Below are 21,627 nucleotides of genomic sequence, written 5' to 3'. Positions count from 1 at the left end.
AGGCTACCGGGACGCCCCCGCGGGCCCTTCGCCCTCGGGCATGGTGCCCTCCCACACCGACCGGTCGTGGGCGAACACGACCCGCCCGGGGCCGAAGGAGGCCAGCCGGTCCAGCCAGGGCCGGTACGGGGCCGGGCCGCCGCCCGGGGCGTCGAGCGCCGCGCGGCGGGCCATCTCGTCCGACGCGAGCTCGGACGCGAAGTCGAAGGCCTGCCCGGCCAGGACGGTCACGCCGTCCGGCCCGGACACCACCAGCGACTGGTGGCCGTCCGTGTGCCCGGGGGTCGGGACGACGCGGACGCCCGGCCACACCTCCGCCTCGCCGTCCAGTTCCTCGTACCGCACGCCGGGGAAGTCGACGAGCGCGTCGAAGGTGTACCCGCCCGCCCGGGCCGCCGCCAGTTCCGTCCGCTGGACGAGGACGGGCCGGCCGGGCAGCAGCGGGTTTCCGCCGCAGTGGTCGAAGTGGAGGTGGCAGTTGACCACCACGTCGACGTCGCCCGGCTCCGCCCCGGCCCGCGCGAGGGCCGCCCGCAGGTCCCGGCGCCGCGGCCGGTAGTGGGCCTCCGTCGCGGGGTCGCCGCGCCCGACGCCGGTGTCGAACAGCAGCAGGCCCGCCTCGTGCCGTACGAGGTACGCCAGCACCGGCTCCACGCGCGGCCACGCCGTACCGGCCTCCTCGGCGGGCCGCACGAAATGCCCCAGGTCCAGCCTGCGCACCACCGCTCCCCGCCCCATGCCGCGCCCTCCTAGTCGCGCGCCAGCCCCCACCGGGCCAGCAGCCCCGTCGTCCGCTCGTCCGTCGCGACCGACGCCGCGCCGTCCGTCACGGTCTCGTACACCGCCAGGATGTCCGCGCCGACCGTCGACCAGTCGAAGCGCCGCACGTGCGCGCTGCCCCGCGCGCGCAGCCCGGCCCGCCGCTCCCCGTCGCCCAGGAGGCGGATCGCGGCGTCGGCGAGGGCGTCCGCGTCCTCGTTGGCGAACAGGTCGCCGGCCGCCCCCTGGTCCAGGACCTGCGCGAACGCGTCGAGGTCGCTGGCGAGCACGGGGGCGCCCGCCGACAGCGCCTCGACCAGGATGATGCCGAAGCTCTCGCCACCCGTGTTGGGCGCCACGTACACGTCCACGCTGCGCAGCAGCCGCGCCTTGTCCTCGTCGCTGACCATCCCGAGGAACTCCACGCTCTGCCGCATGTCGGCGGGCAGCGACGCGACGGCCTCCTCCTCGTCGCCCCGCCCCGCGACCAGCAGCCGCGTCCCGGGCCGCGCCCGCAGGATCTTCGGCAGGGCGCGCATCAGCACCGGCAGCCCCTTGCGCGGTTCGTCGATCCGGCCGATGAACCCCAGCGTCCCCCCCTGCCAGGCCGCCTTCGGCTCGGCGCGCGCGAAGAAGTCCACGTCGACGCCGTTCGGGATGACGACCGCGTCGCCGCCCAGGTGCTCCACCAGCGTCCGCCGCGCGTACTCGCTCACCGCGATGCGCGCGCTGATCTTCTCCAGCGCCGGCTGGAGGATCGGGTACGCCGCGATCATCGCCCGCGACCGGGGGTTCGAGGTGTGGAACGTCGCCACGATCGGGCCCTGCGCGGCCCAGCACGCCAGCAGCCCCAGCGACGGCGACGCCGGCTCGTGGATGTGGATCACGTCGAACGTGCCGTCGTGCAGCCACCGCCGCACCCGCGCCGCCGACAGGAAGCCGAAGTTCAGCCGGGCCACCGACCCGTTGTACGGCACGGGCACGGCCCGCCCCGCCGACACGACGTACGGCGGCAGCGGCGTCCCGTCGTCGGCGGGCGCCAGCACCGACACGTGGTGGCCGAGCCGGATCAGGTGCTCCGCCAGGTCGCGGATGTGGAACTGGACGCCGCCCGGCACGTCCCAGGAGTACGGGCAGACGATGCCGATCCTCACTTCGGTCCCTTCGCGGGGTCCAGGTCGGCGAGCCACAGCCGCTGCAGCATGTGCCAGTCCTCCGGGTGCTCGGCGATCCCTTCGGCGAAGGCGTCCGCCAGCGCCTGCGTCATCAGGGACGTCTTCTCGGCCCGCGTCCCCGTCCCCGGCACGTCGACGGGCGGGTGCACCCGCCCCCGCATCGTCGCCGAGTCGTCGTACCAGAGCGTCGCCGGCAGCAGCAGCGCCCCGGTGTGCTGCGCGAGCATCGCCGGCCCCCCGGGCATCCGCGCCCGCTCCCCGAAAAAGTCCACCTCGACCCCGGAGGCCGACAGGTCGCGGTCCGCGACGAGGCACACCAGCCCGCCCGCCCGCAGCCGCCGCGCCAGCGTCCCGAACGCGGACCCGCCCGTGTGCGGCAGCACCTCCATGCCCAGCGACTCGCGGTACGCCACGAACCGGTCGTACAGCGACTCCGGCTTCAGGCGCTCCGCGACCGTCGTGAACGGCACGCCCAGCGCCCGCGTCACCCACACCCCGGCCAGGTCCCAGTTGGCCAGGTGCGGCAGCGCGAGCACCACCCCGTTCCCGGCGGCGAGGCCGTCCGTGAGGCGGTGCAGGTCCTTCACCTCGACGGACCGCCCGACCCGCTCCGCGCTCCACGACGGCAGCCGGAACGACTCCATCCAGTAGCGCATGTACGACCGCATCCCGGCCCTCGACAGCTCGGCGAGCCGCTCGGGCGGGGCGTCCGGCACGACCCGCGCCAGGTTCGCCTCCAACCGCAGCACGCCCTGCCCGCGCCGCTTCCACGCCGTGTCCGCGATCCGCCGCCCGAGCCCCTCGGCGACCGGCTCCGGCAGTTTCTTCACCGTCGCCCAGCCCAGCCCGTACAGGGCGTCCGCCAGGCGCTCGCTCGCCGCGCTCATGACGTGGCCTCACTCCCCTTCCGGGCACCTCCGCCGGCCGCCGCGTCGGCCTCCGCCGCCTCACGCCGCACGGTCACCACCCGCTGCCCCAGCGTCACCGCGCTGCCCACGGCCACCAGCCACAGCGCCACCGGCAGCAGCACCCGCACCCCCGGCACCCCGAACGCGTGCAGTCCGGCCAGCCCCGCCGCGACCAGCGACACGACCAGCCGCTCCGCCCGCTCCACCAGGCCGTTCACCGCGACGGGCAGCCCGATGGACTCGCCCCGCGCCTTGGTGTACGACACGACCTGGCCGCTCGCCAGGCAGAAGATCGACACCGCGCACAGCACGGTGTCGTCGCCGCCGCCCGCGTACCACAGCGCGAAACCACCGAAGATCGCCCCGTCCGCGACCCGGTCCAGCGTCGAGTCCAGGAAGGCGCCCCAGCGGCTGGAGACACCGGCCTGACGCGCCATGTTGCCGTCGACCAGGTCGGAGAAGACGAACAGCGTGATCACGACCGTGCCCCAGAAGAACTCCCCGCGCGGGAAGAAGACCAGCGCCCCCGCCACGACACCCGCGGTCCCGACGAGCGTCACCGCGTCGGGGCTCACCCCGCGGCGGAGCAGAAACGCGGCGAACGGCGTGAGAACACGCGTGAAGAAAGCACGCGCGTACTTGTTCAGCATGGCCTTCCCGAGGGGTCGGTGGTGCCGGGCGGCCCCTTCGGCCACCGGCTGGCCCATCGTAGCCACGCGCCGCCCCTCCCCACCCCCGGGCACCCGCACCACCGCTGTGACGTCGGCGGATGCCCGACGTATGGACGCGGCCCGGGCGGAGTGGAAAGCTCGAAGGACGACCGCGGGCGCCGCCGGAGCCGTCCCGCCGGGGCCGAAGCCGCCCCCTCGCCGCTCCCCCGCGCCCGCGCCCCACCTCACCGGCGATCGGGAGGAAGAACCATGGGCGACAAGGCGAACACCCGCATCGGAGCCGCCGGCAGGGCCGCGACGGCCGACCGGCCCTCCTCCATCAGGAACGTGGTGCTGGTCGGCCACAGCGGATCCGGCAAGACGACCCTCGTCGAGGCCCTCGCCCTCACCGCGGGCGCCGTCAACCGGGCCGGACGCGTCGAGGACGGCTCCACCCTCTCCGACCACGACGAGATCGAACACCGCCGGCAGCGGTCCGTGCAGCTCTCCCTCGTCCCCCTCGAATGGGCCGGCTGCAAGGTCAACCTCCTGGACGCCCCCGGCTACGCCGACTTCGTGGGCGAACTCCGCGCCGGCCTGCGCGCCGCCGACGCCGCCCTCTTCGTCGTCTCGGCCGCGCAGGAAGCCGACGCCGTCCCCGGCTCCACCCGCCTGCTCTGGGAGGAGTGCGCGGCCGTCGGCATGCCCCGCGCCATCGTCGTCACCCACCTCGACACCGCCCGCACCGACTTCGACCGGCTCACCCGCGTCTGCGGCGAGGCCCTCGGCGGCGACGACCCCGACGCGGTCCTCCCCCTCTACCTGCCCGTGCTCGGCCCCGAGACCCCCGACGGGCACGCCCCCGCCACCGGCCTCGTCGGCCTCCTCACCCGCAAGGTCTTCGACTACTCCACCGGGGAACGGAAAGAGAACCCCCCGGACGACGCCCAGCTCCCCCTGATCGAGGACGCCCGCAACCGCCTCATCGAAGGCATCATCGCGGAGAGCGAGGACGAGACCCTCATGGACCGCTACGTCGGCGGCGAGGACATCGACCTCAAGAGCCTCGTCGAGGACCTGGAGAGGGCCGTCGCCCGCGGCACCTTCCACCCCGTGCTCGCCGCGGCCCCCGCCGCGCCCGGCGGCCGGCAGGGCCTCGGCACCGTCGAACTCCTCGACCTGATCACCCGCGGCTTCCCCACCCCCCTGGAACGCCCCGCGCCCGAGGTCACCACCCCTCAGGGCGCCCCCCGCCCCGCCCTGGCCTGCGACCCCGACGGCCCCCTCGCCGCCGAGGTCGTCAAGACCTCCTCCGACCCGTACGTGGGCCGCGTCTCCCTCGTCCGCGTCTTCTCCGGCACCCTCCGCCCCGACGAGACCGTCCACGTCTCCGGGCACGGCCTCGCCGGCCGCGGCCACGAGGACCACGACGTCGACGAACGCGTCGGAGCCCTCTTCGCCCCCTTCGGCAAGCAGCAGCACCCGATGAGCCACTGCGTCGCCGGCGACCTCGCCTGCGTCGCCAGGCTCTCCCGCGCCGAGACCGGCGACACCCTCTCCGACAAGGACGACCCGCTCCTCATGGCCCCCTGGACCATGCCCGACCCTCAGCTCCCCCTCGCCATCCGGGCCCGCGGCAAGGCCGACGAGGACAAGCTCTCCCAGGGGCTGGCCCGGCTCGCCGCCGAGGACCCCACCCTGCGCCTGGAGCAGAACCAGGACACCCGCCAGGTCGTCCTCTGGTGCCTCGGCGAGGCCCACCTGGACGTCGCCCTCGAACGCCTCCGCACCCGCTACGGCGTCCAGGTCGACGCCGTGCCCCACGAGGTCGCCCTCCGCGAGACCTTCGCCGCCCCCGCCACCGCCCGCGGCCGGCACGTCAAGCAGTCCGGCGGCCACGGCCAGTACGCCATCTGCGACATCCGGGTGGAGCCGCTGCCGCCCGGCTCCGGCGTCGAGTTCGCCGACGAGGTCGTCGGCGGGGCCGTGCCCCGCCAGTTCGTCCCGTCCGTCGAGAAGGGCGTCCGCGCCCAGGCCGCACGCGGCGTCGCCACCGGGTACCCGCTCGTCGACATCCGCGTCACCCTCGTCGACGGCAAGGCCCACTCCGTGGACTCCTCCGACGCCGCCTTCCAGACCGCCGGCGCCCTCGCCCTGCGCGAAGCCGCCTCCGGCACCCCCGTCAGCCTGCTGGAGCCCGTCGCCGAAGTCCGGGTCCTCGTCCCCGACGAGTACGTCGGCCCCGTCATGAGCGACCTCTCCGGCCGCCGCGGCCGTGTCGTCGGCACCGAACAGGCCGGCCCCGGACGAACCCTCGTCCGCGCCGAGGTCCCCGAACTCGAGATCGACCGCTACGCCGTCGACCTCCGCTCCCTCTCCCACGGCACCGGCCGCTTCGACCGCGTCCACGTACGGCACGAGCCCATGCCGCCGCACCTCGCGGAGAAGGTCCGCGAGGAGAAGCGCGCCCAGTCCGCCCGCTGACCGCCGCCCGCCGGGCCGCCCGCCCTCCCGGCGGGCGGCCTTCACGGCTTCCCGGTCGCCCTGACGCGCGCCCCCGCTCCCCGATAGGCTGGGGAGCCCAGCTCAGAAGGTGTGCACCACGGTCGAGTTGGGAAAGGCCGCAGTGCGGGGAGAAGAGCTGCGGCACATGCGTCGATGGGGGCGGAAGACACGATGGACAGTTTCGGTCCCGGGGCACAGGTCCCGCTCCAGGGCTCGGCCGGACAGGCGGTGGCCACGAACGCCCTGGCCTCCGCCGCGTACCGCGACAGCCCGGTCGAGGACATCCTCAAGGCCAACAACGAGTGGTACGAATCCACCGTCAAGAAGGGGAAGTTCTCCCTCTTCGAACCCAACCTCGGCGAGGCCTTCTCGCGCGCCGTCGTCGTCCGCATGCTCGGCGGCGGGCGCAAACCCGTCATCCAGTCCTTCGGCACCGAACCCCAGCCGGTCGTCGAGCACTGCCTCGCCGCCAACCGCATCCGCAAGCAGCGCGACCTCCGCCTCACCCTCATCACCCTCCTGAGCGGCGTCGTGTTCCTCCCCGGGCTGCTCCTGTGGCTGGTCGTCTTCCAGCTCCGCCGCACCCTGGCCGGCGCCGCCAACAAGCGCGCCGGCGCCGCCGGCACGGCCCTCCTCGCCGGCTTCGGCATCCTCGCCGCGCTCGTCCTCGTCAAGCTGCCGTTCAGCGGCTTCCTGTACCTCTACCTCCGCGCCATGATCATCGCGCCGGTCATCGGCTGGTTCCTCGCCAAGCGCGTCTGCGAGTCCACCGCCCAGGACCTCCGCGCGCGCTGGGAATCCCTCGTCAGCGGAGGGGGTGTCGCCGCCAAGATCCCCGAGGCCGTCCCCCAGAGCCCCGGCGAGACCGCCGCCGAGGAGCTCCGCCAGTCCCTGGAGAGGCTCACCGCCGAACAGCGTTCCAACGTCGTCTTCTACGCCGGCCCGCGCGGCATACTCGGCATGGGCACCCGCTGGGGCGGCTGGCACCTCGCCGAGGAGCTCAAGCCCCGCGACGGCAAGGAGATCCACGCCTTCCGCACCTGGGACGTCATACGCTCCATCCACGACCAGCTGAAGCTCCTGGAACGCGGCTCGCTGAAGACCGGCTTCCCCACCCCGTCCGTCAACCACTGGATCGTGGTCCCCGTCGGCGACGGCGCCAAGGAGGTCGCCCGCCCCGAGGGCGAGAACGTCGTCAAGTACCAGGTGAAGCCGCACGAGATCCAGCGCATCTGCAACGAGAACCAGTTCGGCAAGGGCAACCGCCACTACCTCGGCGTGCAGTTCGTCCTCTGGGACGGCCAGTTGGTGCTGACCATGCTGGTCACCGTCACGGCCCTGCTGCACACCCTGCGCATCGAGGTCTCCGGGCACGCCCTCGGCCCGGTCCACTCCCTCTTCACCACCAAGCCGGCCGGGAAGACCAAGGAGGTCTCCAAGACCGTGCGGTTCTGGGAGACCCGCGAGATCAAACTGCCCCTCGTGGAGACCAACGAGGTCGTCCGCCTCGCCGTCCGGGCGCCGCTGACCTGGTTCCCGCCCGTCCTGGACTCCCTCGGCGGCAAGCTCGTCCTGCCCGAGCCGTTCGGTCTGCGCCACGCCTGGGCCCAGGCGCCGTGGAAGCACCGCTTCATGGCCGACGACGTCATCCGCGCGTCCACGCCCGTGATGCGCGCCGTGCACGCCGCGACCGTCAAGGTGCTCGACGAGCACGGCGTGGACACGACCTCGATCGCCGGCAGCAGCTTCACCGCCGACCCGGCGCCGAAGAAGGCCGACGTGTACGACGCCTGATCAGGCGTCGGGCCAGGCGTCGGCGAGCATCCGCCGCGTGTCGGCGAGGAGCTGGGGCAGCACCTTCGTGTGGCCGACGACCGGCATGAAGTTGGTGTCGCCGCCCCACCGCGGCACGATGTGCTGGTGCAGGTGGGCGGCGATCCCGGCGCCGGCGGCGGCGCCCTGGTTCATGCCGATGTTGAACCCGTGCGCGCCGGAGGCCGCGCGCAGGGCGGTCATCGCCCGCTTGGTGAACACGGCCAGCTCGGCCGTCTCCGCCCCGTCGAGGTCGGTGTAGTCGGCGACGTGCCGGAACGGCACGACCATCAGGTGGCCGCCGTTGTACGGGTACAGGTTCAGCACCGCGTAGACGCTCTCGCCGCGGGCGACGACGAGGCCGTCCTCGTCGGACTTCGCCGGGATCGAGCAGAAGGGACAGCCGTCGCCGGCCCCCGAGCCGGTGGGCTTGTTCTCCCCCTGGATGTACGCCATCCGGTGGGGCGTCCACAGGCGCTGGAACGCGTCCGGCGCCCCCACTCCGATCTGCTGCTCCGGCTCATTCGTCATGCGCCTCAGCATATGACCACGCCCGGCCCCGGGTACGCCGAGGGGCGGCGCCCGGCCGGGCACCGCCCCTCACGCGCCGCGTCACACCTGGACGCGGCGCTCCACGACGTCGGCCAGCTTCGCGATGGCCTCGTCGCGCGGGATGCCGTTCTCCTGCGAACCGTCGCGGTAGCGGAAGGAGACCGTGCCCGCGTTCATGTCGTCGTCACCGACGATGACCATGAACGGGACCTTCAGCTTCTGGTGGTTCCTGATCTTCTTCTGCATGCGGTCCGAGGAGGCGTCCACCTCGACCCGCAGGCCCTTCTTCCGCGCCTCGGCGGCGAAGCCCTGGAGGTACTCGACGTGGGCGTCGCCGACCGGGATGCCGACCGCCTGGACCGGGGCCAGCCACGGCGGCATGGCGCCCGCGTAGTGCTCCAGCAGGACGGCGAAGAAGCGCTCGATGGACCCGAACAGCGCGCGGTGGATCATGACGGGGCGCTGCTTGGTGCCGTCGGCCGCCGTGTACTCCAGGTTGAAGCGCTCCGGCAGGTTGAAGTCGAGCTGGATGGTCGACATCTGCCAGGTGCGGCCGATGGCGTCCTTCGCCTGGACGGAGATCTTCGGGCCGTAGAACGCGGCGCCGCCCGGGTCGGGGACGAGGGGCAGGCCCTGCTTCTCGGCGACCCGGCGGAGGGTCTCGGTCGCCTCCTCCCACGCCTCGTCGGAGCCGACGAACTTGGTCTCGTCCTTGGTGGACAGCTCCAGGTAGAAGTCGGTCAGGCCGTAGTCGCGCAGCAGGTTCAGCACGAAGGTGAGCGTGCTGTCCAGCTCGTCGGACATCTGCTCGCGGGTGCAGTAGATGTGCGCGTCGTCCTGGGTGAAGCCCCGGGCGCGGGTCAGGCCGTGCACCACGCCCGACTTCTCGTACCGGTACACCGTCCCGAACTCGAACAGGCGCAGCGGCAGCTCGCGGTACGAGCGTCCGCGCGCGTCGAAGATCAGGTTGTGCATCGGGCAGTTCATGGGCTTGAGGTAGTAGTCCACGCCCTCGTCGAGCTGCATGGGCGGGTACATGCCCTCGGCGTACCAGTCGAGGTGCCCGGAGGTCTCGAACAGCTTGCCCTTGGTCGCGTGCGGCGTGTAGACGAACTCGTAGCCCTCCTCCTCGTGCCGGCGGCGCGAGTAGTCCTCCATGACCCGGCGGATGATGCCGCCGCGCGGGTGGAAGACGGCGAGGCCGGAGCCGATCTGCTCCGGGATGGAGAAGAGGTCCAGCTCGTTGCCGAGCTTGCGGTGGTCGCGCTTCTCCGCCTCGGCGAGGAAGTCCAGGTACGCCTTCAGCTCGTCCTTGGACGGCCAGGCGGTGCCGTAGATGCGCTGGAGCATCGGGTTCTTCTCGCTGCCGCGCCAGTACGCGGCGGCGTTGCGCATCAGCTTGAACGCCGGGATCGCGCGGGTCGACGGCAGGTGCGGGCCGCGGCAGAGGTCCTTCCAGCACAGCTCGCCGGTCTTGGCGTCGAGGTTGTCGTAGATGGTCAGCTCGCCGCCGCCCACCTCGACGTCCGCGCCGTCCTCGCTGGACGCGGAGCCCTTGAGGCCGATGAGCTCCAGCTTGTACGGCTCGTCCGCCAGTTCCTCGCGGGCGGCCTCGTCGGTGACCACGCGGCGGGCGAACTTCTGGCCCCGCTTCTGGATCTCCTGCATCTTCTTCTCGATGGCCTTGAGGTCCTCGGGCGTGAACGGCCTGTCCACGTCGAAGTCGTAGTAGAAGCCGTCCTTGACCGGCGGGCCGATGCCGAGCTTGGCCTCCGGGAAGAGCTCCTGGACGGCCTGGGCCATGACGTGCGCGGTGGAGTGGCGCAGGATGTCGAGGCCGTCCTCGGAGGTGATCTCGACGCCCTCGACGGTCTCGCCGTCCCCCAGCTCGTACGCGAGGTCCTTCAGCTCGCCGTCCACGCGGGCCGCGACGACGGCGCGCTCGCCGGCGAAGAGGTCGGCGGCCGTAGTGCCCGTCGTCACCACGCGCTCTTCCCGCTCGGAATCGCGTTGGATGATCACACGGACGTCTGACACCGGTCTCTCCTGACTGAAGGGGTGGCGCCGCCCTGTTCCCTGGCGCGCGCACGGGGTTCTAGGCATGGTACCGAGCCGTCGCGCCCCCTCGCGAAACGGTTTGCGGCCCGGTCAGCACTCCTCGTCGAGGGCCTTCATCAGCCGCTCCCGTTCGGCGTCGTCGACCTGGACCGGCGCCACGCCGTACGTGTCGGTGAGGCGGCGGAAGCCGCCGCGGCTCTCCAGGCGGCCGGACACGCGCAGGGGCAGGCCGGCCAGGTGGGCGTGGACGGCCGTGCGGTAGGCGTCCTCGTCAAGGGTGACGCGCAGGTGCGGGACGTCGGCGCCGGTGAGGACGCGCAGGCGGACGGTGCCGGGGCCGCGGGCGCCGGGGCGGCGGAGGCGGACGACGGTGCCGGTGACGTGGGCGGGCACGGACGCCTCGGCGCGCAGGTAGCGGGCGCCGGCCTCGCGGAGGGCGGGGAGGTCGCCGGGGGTGAACTCGACGGGTTCGGGGCGGGCGGCGCAGCCGGCGGGGGCGCCGGCTGCGGGGGCCCAGGCGAAGGTGACGGCGACGCCTTCGGTGCCGTGGACGAGGGTGACGAGGGCTTCGGTGAGCTCGCGGCCGACGCCGGCGGCGACGGCGGTGTCGAAGGCGTCGGGGCGGCCGGTGGCGCGCTGGTAGTCGACGGCCTCGCGGGTGGCGTGGAGGGCGTGGTGGAGGCGTTCGGTGACGGGGCGGCCGGGGTCGACGGGGACGAAGGCGGTGAGGCCGCGGGCGGCGTCGGGCGGGGTGCCGACGAGGACGTCGCCGACGAGGGCGCGGGCGTGGTGGCGGTGGCGGGCGCCGTGGTGGTCCGACCGGTCCTGGACGGCGAGGGCGGCGGCGAGGAGGACCCGGTGGGCGGCGGCGCGCAGGCGGTCCTGGGCGGCCCAGGGCGCGGGGTCGCCGGCGGGGCCGGGCGGGGTGCGGGCGGGCAGGGCGGTCCCGCGGTGCCAGCGGATCTCGTCGCTGGGGACGGCGAGGGCGGTGAGGATGTCGCGGGCGGAGGGGGCGGCGGTGCGGGTGAGGGCGGTGAGGGCTTCGGCGAGGAGGTCGTCGCAGTCGGGGAAGGCGCGGCTGTCGGGGACGAGGAGGCTGGTGGGGACGGTGGCGGGGCCGGGCGGGGTCCAGCGGGTGTAGGGGCCCCGGGCGCCGCCGGTGCGGTGCCAGCCGTGGCGGTCGAGGAGCGCGGCGAGGACGCGGGGGTCGACGCGGCGGGGGTCGGGGGGGTCGGTGTGGGCGGGTTCGCCGGTCGGTCGGTGCATCAGGGTGTGCCTCCCGCCCCTACTCGGGCCATGATCGCGCAGAGCGCCCGGTCGTCGAAGATCCGCGCGGTCGGTACGCGGACGGTGGTGCGGCGCCGGCCGGTGACGGGGTGGCCGGCGAGGTTGGTCCAGTAGCAGCAGTGGCGCAGGTCGAGGCCGTCGTGACGGGCCCGGAGCCAGTCGTCCTGGGCGCGCGGGACGAGCATGACGACGAGGATCTTGTGGACGGCGACGGGGGTCGGGCGAGCGTGGCCAGGTGGGCGTTGTCGAGGGTGAAGGGGAAGGTGGGGCCCGGGGGGTCCGGGGGGATCTGGTGGGTCGCCTTGAGCTGGACCTTGACGGTGACCTCGTCGTCGACGGCGTGGCCGGGCGCGCTGTGGCTGATGTGCCAGTCGATGCCGTTGTCGGGGAAGGGCTGGGACAGGGTGCATCCGGCGGCGGCCACGACGGCGTGCAGGTAACCGACCTGGAGGGTCTCCATGCAGGCGGTGGTGGCGAGTGCGCCGCGGAGGGGCGGGGCGTTCCGGGTGCCGGGGTCGGGCTGCGCGGCGAGCGCCATGCTCCTCGTGCCTTCCGGGCTGTCGGTGCGTCAGTCGAGCTGCTGCTCACCTGTGTTGTGACCGGACGGCGTACGGGACAAACGGTCCGGGTATCACCGTTTCGGGCAGGGGATCGGTCCCTCTGCCGGCGAGTGCGAGGAGTTCGGGGTATGGCGCGCTGGTTCGAGGGACCCCTGGCCGCGTTCGACACGGAGACGACGGGGGTGGACGTCGAGCGGGACCGGATCGTTGCGGCGGCGCTGGTGGTGCAGGACGTGGAGGGGGGCCGGCCGCGGACGACGCGGTGGCTGGTGAACCCGGGCGTGCCGGTGCCGCCGGAGGCGACGGAGGTGCACGGCCTGACCGACGACCACCTGCGGCGGTACGGGCGTTGGCCCGCGCCGGTGATGGAGGAGGTGGCGCGGCTGCTGGCGGACCAGTGCGCGGCGGGGCGGCCGCTGGTGGTGATGAACGCGCCGTTCGACCTGACGCTGCTGGACCGGGAGTTGCGGCGGCACCGGGCGTCGTCGCTGGCCCGGTACCTGCGCGACGCGCCGCTGTGCGTGCTGGACCCGCGGGTGCTGGACAAGCACTTGGACCGGTACCGGAAGGGCCGCCGGACGCTGGCGGACCTGTGCGCGCACTACGAGGTGCCGCTGGAGGAGGCGCACGACGCGGCGGCGGACGCGGCGGCGGCGCTGGAGGTCGTACGGGCGGTGGGGCGTCGTTTCGCGGCGCGGCTGGAGGAGTTGTCGGTGGCGGAGCTGCACGCGCGGCAGGCGGTGTGGCACGCGGCGCAGGCGCGGGGGCTCCAGGCGTGGTTCGCGCGGAACGGTTCGCAGGAGGAGGTGGATCCGGCGTGGCCGCTGCGCCCGGAGCAGCCGGCGGCGGCGGCCTGAGACGGGTGCCGGGGAAACGCGAAGGCCGGTCCGCTGGGGGGACCGGCCTTTTCGGTGGGCGATACTGGGTTCGAACCAGTGACCTCTTCGGTGTGAACGAAGCGCTCTCCCGCTGAGCTAATCGCCCGGGAACGCACTGAACCATACAGGTCCCGGCGGGTTCCGTTCAAACCGCTCGCAGGTGCCCGGCCAGGCCGCGGCGGCCGGCGCGCATCATCAGGGCGTGGTTGGCGCGGAAGAGGGGCCGGCCGGGGACGGCGAGGCGGCGCAGGAGCGGTTTGCGGGCGCGCACCTCCTGCTCGTACAGGACCCGGGTGCCGCGGGCGTCGTCCGGGGCGAGGGTCCAGCGGGCCCAGCCCTCCACGTCTCCGACGAGGGCGGTTTCGAGGACGCGGGCGGCGGGGTCGCGGCGGCGGGCGGCGAGGGTGACGGAGAGGGCGTACGGGGCGAGGGAGCGGACGCGGGCGGTGACGGTGCGGTCGTCGACGCGGTGGGCGTCGCGGACCTGGGGCCACCAGCGGGGGTAGTGCTCGGGGTGCTCCAGGACGGCGTAGACGACGCCGGGCGGGGCGGGCAGGGTCCAGAGGCTGCGGAAGCGGTAGTGGTTCCAGTCCATGGGGGACGTCTGCCGCGTGCGGCGTCCGGTATGCCGAAGGCCCTGGAGATCGGTCTCCAGGGCCTTCGGTCCGGGTGGTGGGCGATACTGGGTTCGAACCAGTGACCTCTTCGGTGTGAACGAAGCGCTCTCCCACTGAGCTAATCGCCCGGGCGCACCGCAAACATTACCGCATGTCAGCGGGCGCCCCGACCAGGGCGGGGGGCGCCGGGGTCACTGGTCGATCTTCCACGGCATGACGAGGCCGAACTTCCACACGTACACGCCGATCAGCGCGCCGGCGACGATCAGGCCGATGGCGGTGAGCGTCATGTTGCGACGCCGGACCCGGGGGTCGAGCGCGCGCTGGGCGGCCTCCGTGACCTTGCGCTTGGTCCACCGCAGGACGAGCTGCGCCCAGACGAACTCGGTCGCCCAGATGGCCATGCCGGCGAAGATCACGAACCAGCCGGGCCCGGGCAGCGGCAGCATGATCACACCGACCACGACGACGGCGAGGCCGATGAGGAAGACGCCGACCTGCCAGCTCAGGTGCAGGGGGCGCCGGGCCTGGACGAAGGCGGGCGCCCGCGAGCCGAGCGGCCGCTCCTCTTCGGTCTGCCGGGTCGCGTCCCCCGTCGCGGGTGCCTCGGCCGCCGTCCGGGCGCCCTCACCCCGCTCGTCACTCTCCGCGCTCATAAGGCCAAACTTACCCGACGGCCGCGAGGGCGCGAGTTACCGAAACTGACCTATAACCGACGGTTACCCGCCGCCGATCGAGGTACCCAAGGCATCCCAAAGCGGGCAGAGGGGTTTACAACGGCACCGTAGGTGGGATGTCGATTTCGCCGACGTGCGAATCCCCGAGCGCACACTGAGCGAAAGGCCATGGCGCTTATGAACACCACGGTCAGCTGCGAGCTGCACCTGCGCCTCGTTGTATCGAGCGAGTCCTCACTGCCTGTTCCGGCGGGCCTGCGGTATGACACGGCCGATCCGTATGCCGTGCACGCCACCTTCCACACCGGGGCCGAGGAGACGGTCGAGTGGGTCTTCGCCCGCGATCTTCTCGCCGAGGGGCTGCACCGGCCCACCGGCACCGGCGACGTCAGGGTCTGGCCGTCCCGCAGCCACGGTCAGGGCGTCGTCTGCATCGCTCTCAGCTCCCCGGAGGGCGAGGCCCTGCTGGAGGCCCCGGCGCGGGCCCTGGAGTCGTTCCTCAAGCGGACCGACGCGGCGGTGCCGCCCGGCACCGAACACCGCCACTTCGACCTGGACACGGAGCTCTCGCACATCCTCGCGGAGAGCTGAACGACACGCAGGAGCCATCCGGCGCCGTCCGACTCGGGGCGACGGCGCCGGCACACCCTCCCGCGGCCTCGGCACGGTGCGTGCGGGGCGGCGGGCCGATGGACGGGAGGGCGGGCACGCCGTCACCGCGCGTCGCCGCGGTGGCGGCGCGTCCGCGCGCCCAAACGCGCCGGGACGCGTTCGCCCGGGTGTCCGGGGGGCACCGCACGCGCCAGCCGCTAGAGTCGACGGAATCCGCCGGGCGCCGGCCCGCGGCAGGCCAGGGAGCGGAAGCGTGCTGATCCCCCACGACACCCGGATCGCCCTCGACACCGTCGTCGACCTGATGAACACCGCGCCGGAAGGCGGCCGCGGCGAGACCCTCGGGGACGTGCCGTCGCTGTACGCGTTCGTGGAGAGCCACCGGGTGAGCGGGGTCGGCGAGCTGGGGCCGCAGGACCTGCGGGCCGTGCGGGAGGTGCGGAGCCGGTTCGCCGAGGTGTTCGCCGCGCCCGACGCGCGGACGGCGGCCGGCCTGATCAACCAGTTGGTCGCCGCGGCCGGCACCACGCCGCAGCTGACCGACCACGACGGCTACGACTGGCACGTCCACTACTTCGCGCCCGGCGCCTCGGTCGCCGACCACCTCGCCGCCGACTGCGGCATGGCGCTCGCGTTCATCCTGGTGGCGGGCGAGCGGGAGCGGCTGCGCCGGTGCGAGGCGCCGGACTGCGGACGCGCCTTCGTGGACCTGTCCCGCAACCGGTCGCGCCGCTACTGCGACAGCCGCACCTGCGGCAACCGGCTGCACGTGGCGGCGTACCGGGCGCGCCGCAAGGAGGCGGCGGCCGGCTGACCGACCGGAGGCACCGGCGGCGGCCGACCCGCCCGGCCGGCGGGCGCGCGGCCCCCGCGGACGGGCGGGCCCCGGCGCGCCCGGCGCGCGGGCGCCCCGGAGGGGGGACGGGCCCGGCGCCGGGGGGAAGCGCCGCTCACAGCAGGAAGAGGTCGTGCACCGACGCCATCAGGAGGAGGACGCCGATCACCGTCAGGAAGATCATGAGCGGTGGCTGGGAGAGCGCGAACAGGCAGCCGCGCGGTTCTTTGGAGGGGGCGGGGTTCTGCTCCCGCGAGGTATCGAGCATCTCGGGGCCGATCATGGCGCAGCCGGTGCGGTGCCCTAGCCCCAACAGACCCGGCAAATAGGGGCAGTTCACCGCATACTTCGACCGATCGCCATGGTTCCGCCTCCCACCGCCACCCCTCGCGCCACCCCGCGCCGTCCCCCGTGGGGGTGGGTGGCGGTCAGATGCCGTGCTTCTTGAGGATGGCCTCGATCTCGCTGAAGTCGTCGGCGGGCGCGCTCCCGCCCGTACGGCGCTTCCCCGCGTCCAGCGGCGGCCGCGCGGCCCCCGGCGCCACCGCGTCCGGCCGCTCCGGCCCGGCCGCCCCGCGCTCCCGGCGCGCGCCGCGGCGGACCCGGCGCCGCTCGGCGGCCCGCGTGCCGGCGAACAGCAGCCACGCCGCCCCCAGCAGCCCGAACCCGGTCCACGCCACGGGGCTGAACGCCGTACCGGCCAGCCACTCGACGGCGCCGGTCAGCACCAGGCCGAGGGGGACGAGCGCGTAGGCGGCGACGCGCGCCGCGGCGAGGAGACGCCTGCGGTACGCGGTGATCGCCGCGATGCCCAGTCCCGCCGCGGACACCGCGGAGCAGATCGTCTCGGCAAGCATCGGGTCCTCCAGCCCTGGGCGTCACGTCCCTTCCATCCTGCATCGGCCGGGTGCGCGGTGGCCATGGGTCCCGGCGGCGCGGCGGGCCGTCTCGGGGAGATCTCCGGGGCGTTCTCCTCCCCGGGTACCGGTCGGGCGCCGGCCGCCGTCCCGGTTGGGCCGGCGGTGGCCGGGCTGGGAGACTGGCCCCATGAACGACTCCACCACCGACCACACCGCCCGGCCCGTCGTCCTGGACGTCTGGTGCGAGCTGCAGTGCCCCGACTGCCGGACCGCGCTGGAGGACCTGCGGGCCCTGCGGGACCGCTACGGCGACCGGCTGGAGGCGCGGCTGCGCCACTTCCCGCTGGAGCGGCACAAGCACGCCTACGCCGCCGCGCAGGCCGCCGAGGAGGCCCTGGCGCAGGGCAAGGGCTGGCCGTACGTGGAGGAGGTCCTCGGGCGCGTGGAGGAACTGGACGCGAAGGGCGAGGCGTTCCTGCTGGAGGTCGCGCGCGGCCTGGGCCTGGACGACGAGGAGTTCGACACGGCGCTCGTCGACGGGCGGCACCTGCTGGCGGTCGACGCCGACCAGGCCGAGGGCAAGGCCATCGGCGTCACCGGCACGCCCACGTACGTGATCGGCGGCGAGCGCCTGGACGGCGGCAAGAGCCAGGAGGGCCTGCGCGCCCGCATCGAGGAGATCGCCGACCGCCTGCTGGCCGGGGGCTGACGCGCCACCGGGGCCGGACCGCCACGGCACGCCGGCCACCGGCCCCGAACCCGGTCCCGGTCCCGAACCCGGTCAGTACAGGGTCTTCTCGCACTCCGTGGACAGCAGCCGGTAGCCGAGCGACGCGTACAGCGCGCGGGCCGCGGTGTTGGCGGGGTCCACGCGGAGGGCGAGGCGGTCGCCGCCCCCGGCGCGCACGAGGTCCTCGGCGAAGCGCATCAGCGCCCGGCCGCAGCCCTTGCGGCGTTCGCCCTCCGCGACGGCGACCTCCCACACGTACGGCGTCCGCTCCCCCGTCGGCAGGTCGCGCCGTCCGGTCCACAGGTGGCCGACCCGCACGCCGTCCCGCACCGCGACGTGGAGGCGGGTGCCGCCGGCGGCCGGGCCGTCGGGGAACAGCGCCGCGCGGTCCGGGTCGGCGGCGATCCAGGAGGCGGTCTCCGCCGCCGCCAGGGGGCGGATCTCCACCCCGGCCGGGGGCGGCGGGGCGGGGTCGGCGGGGCCGAGGTCCTTGACGAGGACGTGGCCGCTCCCGGTGTACCCGAGGGCCGTGGCGAGGCGCAGGGCGGCGGGCGCGTCGGCGGGTACGGAGATCCGTATCCGGTCACAGCGCCAGCCCCGCAGCACCTCCTCGGCGGCGAGCGCGGCGACGGTGCCCCGGCCCCGGCCGCGGTCCGCCTCGTCGACGCGCAGGTCGCCGATCGTGCCGAGGATCCGGCCGCGCGCGCGGAGCGTGCCGATCCGGACGGTGCCCACGGGGCGGCTGTTGACGCACACCTCGTAGGAGCGCGACAGGGTGCCGTCGTCGGCCTGCTGGAGCGGCCCGGACGGCCGCAGGGTGGTGGTCATCACCGGTCTTCTACCCACCCCGGGCCGCGGGCCGTCACCGGGTCACAGCAGGGCGGCCCGCTCCGCGAAGACGCGCATCGCCTTGGCGGTCACCGGGCCGGGCGCGGGCGCCAGCTCGCGGTCGTCGACGCGGTGGACGGCCTGGACGTCGCGGAGCGTGGAGGTCAGGAAGACCTCGTCGGCGGTGCGCAGCACGTCCAGGGGGAGGTCCGTCTCCCGGGCGCCGGTCCATTCGACGACCAGGTGGCGGGTGATGCCCGCGAGGCAGCCCGAGGCGAGCGGCGGGGTGTGGATCCGCCCGTCGACGACGACGAAGACGTTGGAGCCGGTGCCCTCGCAGAGCTGCCCGACCGTGTTGGCGAACAGCGCCTCGGACGCGCCCTGCCGGTGGGCGCGGGCCAGGGCCACGACGTTCTCCGCGTACGAGGTGGTCTTGAGGCCGGTGAGGGCGCCGCGCTCGTTGCGGGTCCAGGGGACGGTGACGACGGCCGTCGTGTCGGGGCGGTGGGCGGCCTCGCCGAGGGCGACGACGAGGCTCGGGCCGGCGTCGCCGCGGTCGGAGCCGAGCGGGGACGGCCCGCCGGTGTACGTGACGCGGAGCCGGCCGAGCTCCAGCGGGTTGGCCTCCACCACCGCGGCGCAGGCGCGGCGCACCTCGTCCAGGTCCGGGTCGGGCAGGCCGAGGCCGCGCGCGGAGCGGACGAGCCGGTCGAGGTGGAGGTCGAGGGCGAACGGCCGGCCGCGGACCGTCTTGAGCGTCTCGAAGACGCCGTCGCCCACGGTCAGGCCGTGGTCCAGGACGGAGATCGTCGCGGCGTCCGCGTCCCGCAGTTCGCCGTTGACCCACAGTTTCATCGTCGGATGGTCCTTCCGCTCGCCTCGTACGCGCCCGACGCTACCGCGAGGAGCCGCGCCGCCTTCAGTTCGGTCTCCTGCCACTCCCGCTCGGGGTCGGAGCCCCAGGTGATGCCCGCGCCCGTGCCGAACCGCAGGACGCCCCGGTGTTCGCGCCGGTCGATCCAGAAGGTGCGGATGCCGACGGCCAGCTCGCCGGTGCGGCGGTCGGCGTCGACCCAGCCGACGCCGCCGCAGTACGGGCCGCGGGGCGCCGTCTCCAGGGCCTCGATGATCCGCAGGGCGCTGGACTTGGGGGCGCCGGTGACGGAGCCGGGCGGGAAGGTGGCGCGCAGGAGGCCGGGCCAGCCCTCGCCGGGGGCCAGTTCACCGCGGACGGTGGAGACGAGGTGGACGAGCCCGGGGTGGGGCTCGACGGCGCAGAGCCTCGGGACGGTGACGGTGCCGGTGGCGCAGACGCGGCCGAGGTCGTTGCGGACCAGGTCGACGATCATCACGTTCTCGGCGTGGTCCTTCTCCAGCAGGTCCTCCGCGGTCCTGCCGGTGCCCTTGATGGGACCGGACTCGACGGTGCGGCCGTCGCGGCGCAGGTACAGCTCGGGGGAGGCGGTGGCTATCTCCACGCCGTGCGCGGGCAGGCGAATCGTTCCTGCGTAGGGGGCGGGGTTGCCTCGGGCCAGGAGCGCGGTGAGGGCGTCCACGTCGGCGGTGGCGGCCGTGCCGGCCGGGAGGGGCGCGGAGAGGACGCGGCAGAGGTTCGCCTGGTAGACCTCGCCGGCCGCGATGTGCTCGCGGATGCGGCGCACGCCCGCGGTGTACGCGTCGCGGTCGAGCGACGACGTCCAGTCCCCGGCGGCGGGCCCGCGCCAGCGGCCCGGCACGGGGGCGGGCACCGGGTCGGGGCGGACGTCACCGAAGCGGGCGCAGGTGAGGCGGCCTTCGAAGTCGGCGGCGACGGCCCAGAAGCCGGAGGACTCCAGGGCCTCCGGGTCGCTGGTGACGTCCCGCAGGTCGGTGGCGAGGAGGCCGCCGAAGCGGGCCAGAGGAGCGAGGTCGTGCACGGGTGCGAGTGTAGGGCGGGGGGCGCGCCGGGGCCGTCCGGGCGACAGGGGCGCAGGTCGGCGCGGGGTGACCGGGGGCCCGGGAGGGGGTCTCGGCGGGCGGCGGCGCAGCACGCTGCGGAAACGCGTTTTTGTACTGGCCCGGGAATCCGCTAGAGTTCAACACGTCGCCGGGACGCGGAAGCGGAACGGAAACGACAGGCGGACGTGGCTCAGTTGGTAGAGCATCACCTTGCCAAGGTGAGGGTCGCGAGTTCGAATCTCGTCGTCCGCTCGAAAGTGGGGGATCTTCCCGACCCCCTACACTCCCGGTGGAGTGGCCGAGAGGCGAGGCAACGGCCTGCAAAGCCGTCTACACGGGTTCAAATCCCGTCTCCACCTCCAAGGACGATTAGCTCAGCGGGAGAGCGCTTCCCTGACACGGAAGAGGTCACTGGTTCAATCCCAGTATCGTCCACTGAAACCGCTGGTAGCAGCGGCTTCCCGCGCGATTAGCTCAGCGGGAGAGCGCTTCCCTGACACGGAAGAGGTCACTGGTTCAATCCCAGTATCGCGCACGTAGTATCCATGATTCCGTACGGTCCGTCACGGTCTCGTGGTCCCGAGGACGATTAGCTCAGCGGGAGAGCGCTTCCCTGACACGGAAGAGGTCACTGGTTCAATCCCAGTATCGTCCACCGACAGGAGCCCCCGTCCGCCCGCCGCGGACGGGGGTTCCTTCGTCTGCGCGTCCACCCGTGCGCGGGGGTCCCCGTACGCGTGGCGGGGGCGGAAGGACCCGGGCGGCGCGGGGACGGGAAGGACCCGGAGCGAAAGAAGCGGCGGCCGGCCGGCTCCCCAGCCGGCCGGCCGCCGCTGCCGTCCGCCGCACCCCCGTCCCCACGGGGTTGGCCGGATGTTCCGGCCCGGGCCGCTCTCCCGGGCCCGGGGCGCCCGCTCAGCGCCCCAGCATCACGCCCACGGACGACGCCTGTGTCACCACGGCCTCCCAGCCGCCAAAGGCGACGACCAGGAGGGTGGCCAGGGGGAGGACCATCGCCGTCGCCACCAGGGGGTGGCGGCGGCCCGGCGGTCGGCCGCCGGACGGGGCGAAGAGCGCCTTCCGTCCCCGCGTGCGGACCATCGTCCGCGGTGCCGTGTCCGCCATGGCTCCTCTCCCGTCTGTCTGCGGCGGCGGGTGACGGACCTCGGGGGACGAGTGCTGCACCCGCCGCTCGACACCAACCCTAGGGAAACGGGGCAGCCCGGGCGTCATGCCCGCGTACCGATTGGCGGGCCTCCTCGAGGAGGAGGGCCCGCCCGGTGGCGTACTCCCCTGGTTGGAGACGGACGCTCCGCCCTCCGGGTGTTCCCGGAGGGAACGCCTCGGGGCGGGCGGGGGCGGGGGGGGGGCGGCCCCCCCGCCCCC

21 protein-coding genes, 7 tRNA genes and 1 pseudogene are annotated in these 21,627 nt (G+C 74.1%); 11 read left to right on the top strand and 18 right to left on the bottom strand.

The window, feature by feature from the left end; all coding sequences use genetic code 11:
- Positions 1–3: 3 nt before the first annotated feature.
- Genes RND61_RS31055 through pgsA form a run of 4 tightly spaced genes read right to left on the bottom strand, consistent with a single transcriptional unit; the run spans position 4 to position 3,549 of the window.
- On the bottom strand, positions 4–738 hold the full coding sequence (locus tag RND61_RS31055; RefSeq protein ID WP_315881500.1) for an N-acyl homoserine lactonase family protein: 735 nt from the start codon (positions 736–738) through the stop codon (positions 4–6).
- A gap of 11 nt (positions 739–749) precedes the next feature.
- Positions 750–1,913 (bottom strand): glycosyltransferase family 4 protein, encoded by a 1,164-nt coding sequence (locus RND61_RS31050; RefSeq protein WP_315881499.1) that lies wholly within the window; start codon positions 1,911–1,913, stop codon positions 750–752.
- Positions 1,910–2,821 carry a phosphatidylinositol mannoside acyltransferase gene (locus RND61_RS31045; protein ID WP_315881498.1) on the bottom strand — a complete coding sequence of 304 codons (912 nt, stop codon included), beginning with the start codon at positions 2,819–2,821 and terminating at the stop codon, positions 1,910–1,912. Before RND61_RS31045 ends, RND61_RS31050 begins: the two co-directional genes overlap by 4 nt.
- Positions 2,818–3,549 (bottom strand): phosphatidylinositol phosphate synthase, encoded by a 732-nt coding sequence (pgsA, locus tag RND61_RS31040; RefSeq protein WP_391654523.1) that lies wholly within the window; start codon positions 3,547–3,549, stop codon positions 2,818–2,820. Before pgsA ends, RND61_RS31045 begins: the two co-directional genes overlap by 4 nt.
- 213 nt (positions 3,550–3,762) lie before the next feature.
- Here pgsA and RND61_RS31035 point away from each other — a divergent pair, with 213 nt between their 5' ends.
- Together RND61_RS31035 and RND61_RS31030 are read left to right on the top strand one after the other, a co-directional pair.
- Positions 3,763–5,976: an elongation factor G-like protein EF-G2 gene (locus tag RND61_RS31035; protein ID WP_315881497.1), complete on the top strand. Its 2,214-nt coding sequence runs from the start codon at positions 3,763–3,765 to the stop codon at positions 5,974–5,976.
- A 192-nt stretch (positions 5,977–6,168) separates the two neighbouring features.
- A complete protein-coding gene (locus tag RND61_RS31030) occupies positions 6,169–7,791 on the top strand; it encodes a hypothetical protein (protein WP_315881496.1) in 1,623 nt (540 codons plus the stop codon).
- Here the strand turns inward: RND61_RS31030 and RND61_RS31025 are convergent, their stop codons facing one another.
- From RND61_RS31025 to RND61_RS31010, 4 genes and pseudogenes are all read right to left on the bottom strand, one after another.
- Positions 7,792–8,352: an HIT family protein gene (locus RND61_RS31025; protein ID WP_315881495.1), complete on the bottom strand. Its 561-nt coding sequence runs from the start codon at positions 8,350–8,352 to the stop codon at positions 7,792–7,794. It abuts the gene before it with no gap.
- A gap of 69 nt (positions 8,353–8,421) precedes the next feature.
- The gene (gene thrS / locus RND61_RS31020) at positions 8,422–10,398 is read right to left on the bottom strand and encodes a threonine--tRNA ligase (protein WP_315881494.1); all 1,977 of its coding nucleotides are present in this window, start codon (positions 10,396–10,398) and stop codon (positions 8,422–8,424) included.
- 111 nt (positions 10,399–10,509) lie between these two features.
- Entirely contained in the window at positions 10,510–11,685 is a 1,176-nt protein-coding gene (locus RND61_RS31015) for a hypothetical protein (RefSeq protein WP_315881493.1), read from the bottom strand.
- Positions 11,685–12,244, bottom strand: a pseudogene (locus RND61_RS31010) (DUF4365 domain-containing protein). The gene RND61_RS31015 and the pseudogene RND61_RS31010 overlap by 1 nt, the downstream one beginning before the upstream one ends.
- A gap of 150 nt (positions 12,245–12,394) precedes the next feature.
- On the opposite strand from RND61_RS31010, the gene RND61_RS31005 reads away from it, so the two are divergent.
- Positions 12,395–13,123, top strand: a complete 729-nt coding sequence (locus RND61_RS31005) for a 3'-5' exonuclease (RefSeq protein WP_315881492.1) — start codon at positions 12,395–12,397, stop codon at positions 13,121–13,123.
- A 55-nt stretch (positions 13,124–13,178) separates the two neighbouring features.
- Here RND61_RS31005 and RND61_RS31000 read toward each other — a convergent pair.
- The 4 genes from RND61_RS31000 to RND61_RS30985 form a co-directional block, all read right to left on the bottom strand.
- Positions 13,179–13,250: transfer RNA gene (locus tag RND61_RS31000), tRNA-Val, on the bottom strand.
- Positions 13,251–13,289: 39 nt separating this feature from the next.
- Entirely contained in the window at positions 13,290–13,739 is a 450-nt protein-coding gene (locus RND61_RS30995; protein ID WP_315881491.1) for an SRPBCC family protein, read from the bottom strand.
- A 75-nt stretch (positions 13,740–13,814) separates the two neighbouring features.
- Positions 13,815–13,889, bottom strand: a tRNA-Val gene (locus RND61_RS30990).
- 63 nt (positions 13,890–13,952) lie between these two features.
- Positions 13,953–14,417, bottom strand: coding sequence for a TIGR02611 family protein (locus tag RND61_RS30985; RefSeq protein ID WP_315881490.1), 465 nt, complete (start codon positions 14,415–14,417; stop codon positions 13,953–13,955).
- Positions 14,418–14,615: 198 nt separating this feature from the next.
- Here RND61_RS30985 and RND61_RS30980 point away from each other — a divergent pair, with 198 nt between their 5' ends.
- Together RND61_RS30980 and RND61_RS30975 are read left to right on the top strand one after the other, a co-directional pair.
- Positions 14,616–15,029, top strand: a complete 414-nt coding sequence (locus RND61_RS30980) for an SsgA family sporulation/cell division regulator (RefSeq protein WP_003959770.1) — start codon at positions 14,616–14,618, stop codon at positions 15,027–15,029.
- 274 nt (positions 15,030–15,303) lie between these two features.
- Positions 15,304–15,864 (top strand): CGNR zinc finger domain-containing protein, encoded by a 561-nt coding sequence (locus tag RND61_RS30975; RefSeq protein WP_315881489.1) that lies wholly within the window; start codon positions 15,304–15,306, stop codon positions 15,862–15,864.
- A gap of 136 nt (positions 15,865–16,000) precedes the next feature.
- On the opposite strand, the gene RND61_RS30970 is transcribed toward RND61_RS30975, so the two are convergent.
- Both RND61_RS30970 and RND61_RS30965 read right to left on the bottom strand, forming a co-directional pair.
- Positions 16,001–16,153 carry a hypothetical protein gene (locus tag RND61_RS30970; protein WP_315881488.1) on the bottom strand — a complete coding sequence of 51 codons (153 nt, stop codon included), beginning with the start codon at positions 16,151–16,153 and terminating at the stop codon, positions 16,001–16,003.
- 160 nt (positions 16,154–16,313) lie between these two features.
- Positions 16,314–16,742 (bottom strand): hypothetical protein, encoded by a 429-nt coding sequence (locus RND61_RS30965; RefSeq protein ID WP_315881487.1) that lies wholly within the window; start codon positions 16,740–16,742, stop codon positions 16,314–16,316.
- Positions 16,743–16,932: 190 nt separating this feature from the next.
- Here RND61_RS30965 and RND61_RS30960 point away from each other — a divergent pair, with 190 nt between their 5' ends.
- A complete protein-coding gene (locus RND61_RS30960; RefSeq protein WP_315881486.1) occupies positions 16,933–17,454 on the top strand; it encodes a DsbA family protein in 522 nt (173 codons plus the stop codon).
- 72 nt (positions 17,455–17,526) lie between these two features.
- On the opposite strand, the gene RND61_RS30955 is transcribed toward RND61_RS30960, so the two are convergent.
- The 3 genes from RND61_RS30955 to RND61_RS30945 are packed head-to-tail and all read right to left on the bottom strand — an operon-like array spanning position 17,527 to position 20,219.
- Positions 17,527–18,303 carry a GNAT family N-acetyltransferase gene (locus RND61_RS30955; RefSeq protein WP_315881485.1) on the bottom strand — a complete coding sequence of 259 codons (777 nt, stop codon included), beginning with the start codon at positions 18,301–18,303 and terminating at the stop codon, positions 17,527–17,529.
- Positions 18,304–18,345: 42 nt separating this feature from the next.
- Positions 18,346–19,158, bottom strand: a complete 813-nt coding sequence (locus RND61_RS30950) for an aminotransferase class IV (protein WP_315881484.1) — start codon at positions 19,156–19,158, stop codon at positions 18,346–18,348.
- Positions 19,155–20,219, bottom strand: a complete 1,065-nt coding sequence (locus tag RND61_RS30945; protein WP_315881483.1) for a chorismate-binding protein — start codon at positions 20,217–20,219, stop codon at positions 19,155–19,157. Before RND61_RS30945 ends, RND61_RS30950 begins: the two co-directional genes overlap by 4 nt.
- Positions 20,220–20,420: 201 nt before the next feature.
- Between RND61_RS30945 and RND61_RS30940 the strand changes: the two genes are divergently transcribed.
- The 5 genes from RND61_RS30940 (at position 20,421) to RND61_RS30920 (ending at position 20,896) form a co-directional block, all read left to right on the top strand.
- Positions 20,421–20,493 (top strand) — tRNA-Gly (locus tag RND61_RS30940).
- 36 nt (positions 20,494–20,529) lie between these two features.
- Positions 20,530–20,603: transfer RNA gene (locus RND61_RS30935), tRNA-Cys, on the top strand.
- 1 nt (position 20,604) lies between these two features.
- A tRNA-Val gene (locus RND61_RS30930) sits at positions 20,605–20,676 on the top strand.
- 28 nt (positions 20,677–20,704) lie between these two features.
- Positions 20,705–20,776, top strand: a tRNA-Val gene (locus tag RND61_RS30925).
- 48 nt (positions 20,777–20,824) lie between these two features.
- A tRNA-Val gene (locus RND61_RS30920) sits at positions 20,825–20,896 on the top strand.
- A 260-nt stretch (positions 20,897–21,156) separates the two neighbouring features.
- Here the strand turns inward: RND61_RS30920 and RND61_RS30915 are convergent.
- Entirely contained in the window at positions 21,157–21,366 is a 210-nt protein-coding gene (locus RND61_RS30915) for a hypothetical protein (protein WP_315881482.1), read from the bottom strand.
- Positions 21,367–21,627 lie beyond the last annotated feature (261 nt).

It is taken from the genome of Streptomyces tamarix (assembly GCF_032423885.1).
In the GTDB taxonomy this organism is placed as follows: Bacteria; Actinomycetota; Actinomycetes; order Streptomycetales; family Streptomycetaceae; genus Streptomyces; species Streptomyces tamarix.
The sequence above is the reverse complement of the archived record's forward strand: the minus strand, read 5'-3'. Positions and strand labels throughout refer to the sequence as shown.

Coding starts and splice junctions, on each gene's coding strand:
- RND61_RS30960 (WP_315881486.1), top strand. CDS start 16,933: ATGAACGACTCCACCACCGACCACACCGCCCGGCCCGTCGTCCTGGAC.
- RND61_RS31045 (WP_315881498.1), bottom strand. CDS start 2,821: ATGAGCGCGGCGAGCGAGCGCCTGGCGGACGCCCTGTACGGGCTGGGC.
- RND61_RS30980 (WP_003959770.1), top strand. CDS start 14,616: ATGAACACCACGGTCAGCTGCGAGCTGCACCTGCGCCTCGTTGTATCG.
- RND61_RS31005 (WP_315881492.1), top strand. CDS start 12,395: ATGGCGCGCTGGTTCGAGGGACCCCTGGCCGCGTTCGACACGGAGACG.
- RND61_RS30970 (WP_315881488.1), bottom strand. CDS start 16,153: ATGCTCGATACCTCGCGGGAGCAGAACCCCGCCCCCTCCAAAGAACCG.
- RND61_RS31055 (WP_315881500.1), bottom strand. CDS start 738: ATGGGGCGGGGAGCGGTGGTGCGCAGGCTGGACCTGGGGCATTTCGTG.
- RND61_RS30950 (WP_315881484.1), bottom strand. CDS start 19,158: ATGAAACTGTGGGTCAACGGCGAACTGCGGGACGCGGACGCCGCGACG.
- RND61_RS31030 (WP_315881496.1), top strand. CDS start 6,169: ATGGACAGTTTCGGTCCCGGGGCACAGGTCCCGCTCCAGGGCTCGGCC.
- RND61_RS30965 (WP_315881487.1), bottom strand. CDS start 16,742: ATGCTTGCCGAGACGATCTGCTCCGCGGTGTCCGCGGCGGGACTGGGC.
- RND61_RS31035 (WP_315881497.1), top strand. CDS start 3,763: ATGGGCGACAAGGCGAACACCCGCATCGGAGCCGCCGGCAGGGCCGCG.
- RND61_RS30995 (WP_315881491.1), bottom strand. CDS start 13,739: ATGGACTGGAACCACTACCGCTTCCGCAGCCTCTGGACCCTGCCCGCC.
- RND61_RS31015 (WP_315881493.1), bottom strand. CDS start 11,685: ATGCACCGACCGACCGGCGAACCCGCCCACACCGACCCCCCCGACCCC.
- RND61_RS31025 (WP_315881495.1), bottom strand. CDS start 8,352: ATGCTGAGGCGCATGACGAATGAGCCGGAGCAGCAGATCGGAGTGGGG.
- RND61_RS30955 (WP_315881485.1), bottom strand. CDS start 18,303: ATGACCACCACCCTGCGGCCGTCCGGGCCGCTCCAGCAGGCCGACGAC.
- pgsA (WP_391654523.1), bottom strand. CDS start 3,549: ATGGGCCAGCCGGTGGCCGAAGGGGCCGCCCGGCACCACCGACCCCTC.
- RND61_RS30915 (WP_315881482.1), bottom strand. CDS start 21,366: ATGGCGGACACGGCACCGCGGACGATGGTCCGCACGCGGGGACGGAAG.
- RND61_RS30985 (WP_315881490.1), bottom strand. CDS start 14,417: ATGAGCGCGGAGAGTGACGAGCGGGGTGAGGGCGCCCGGACGGCGGCC.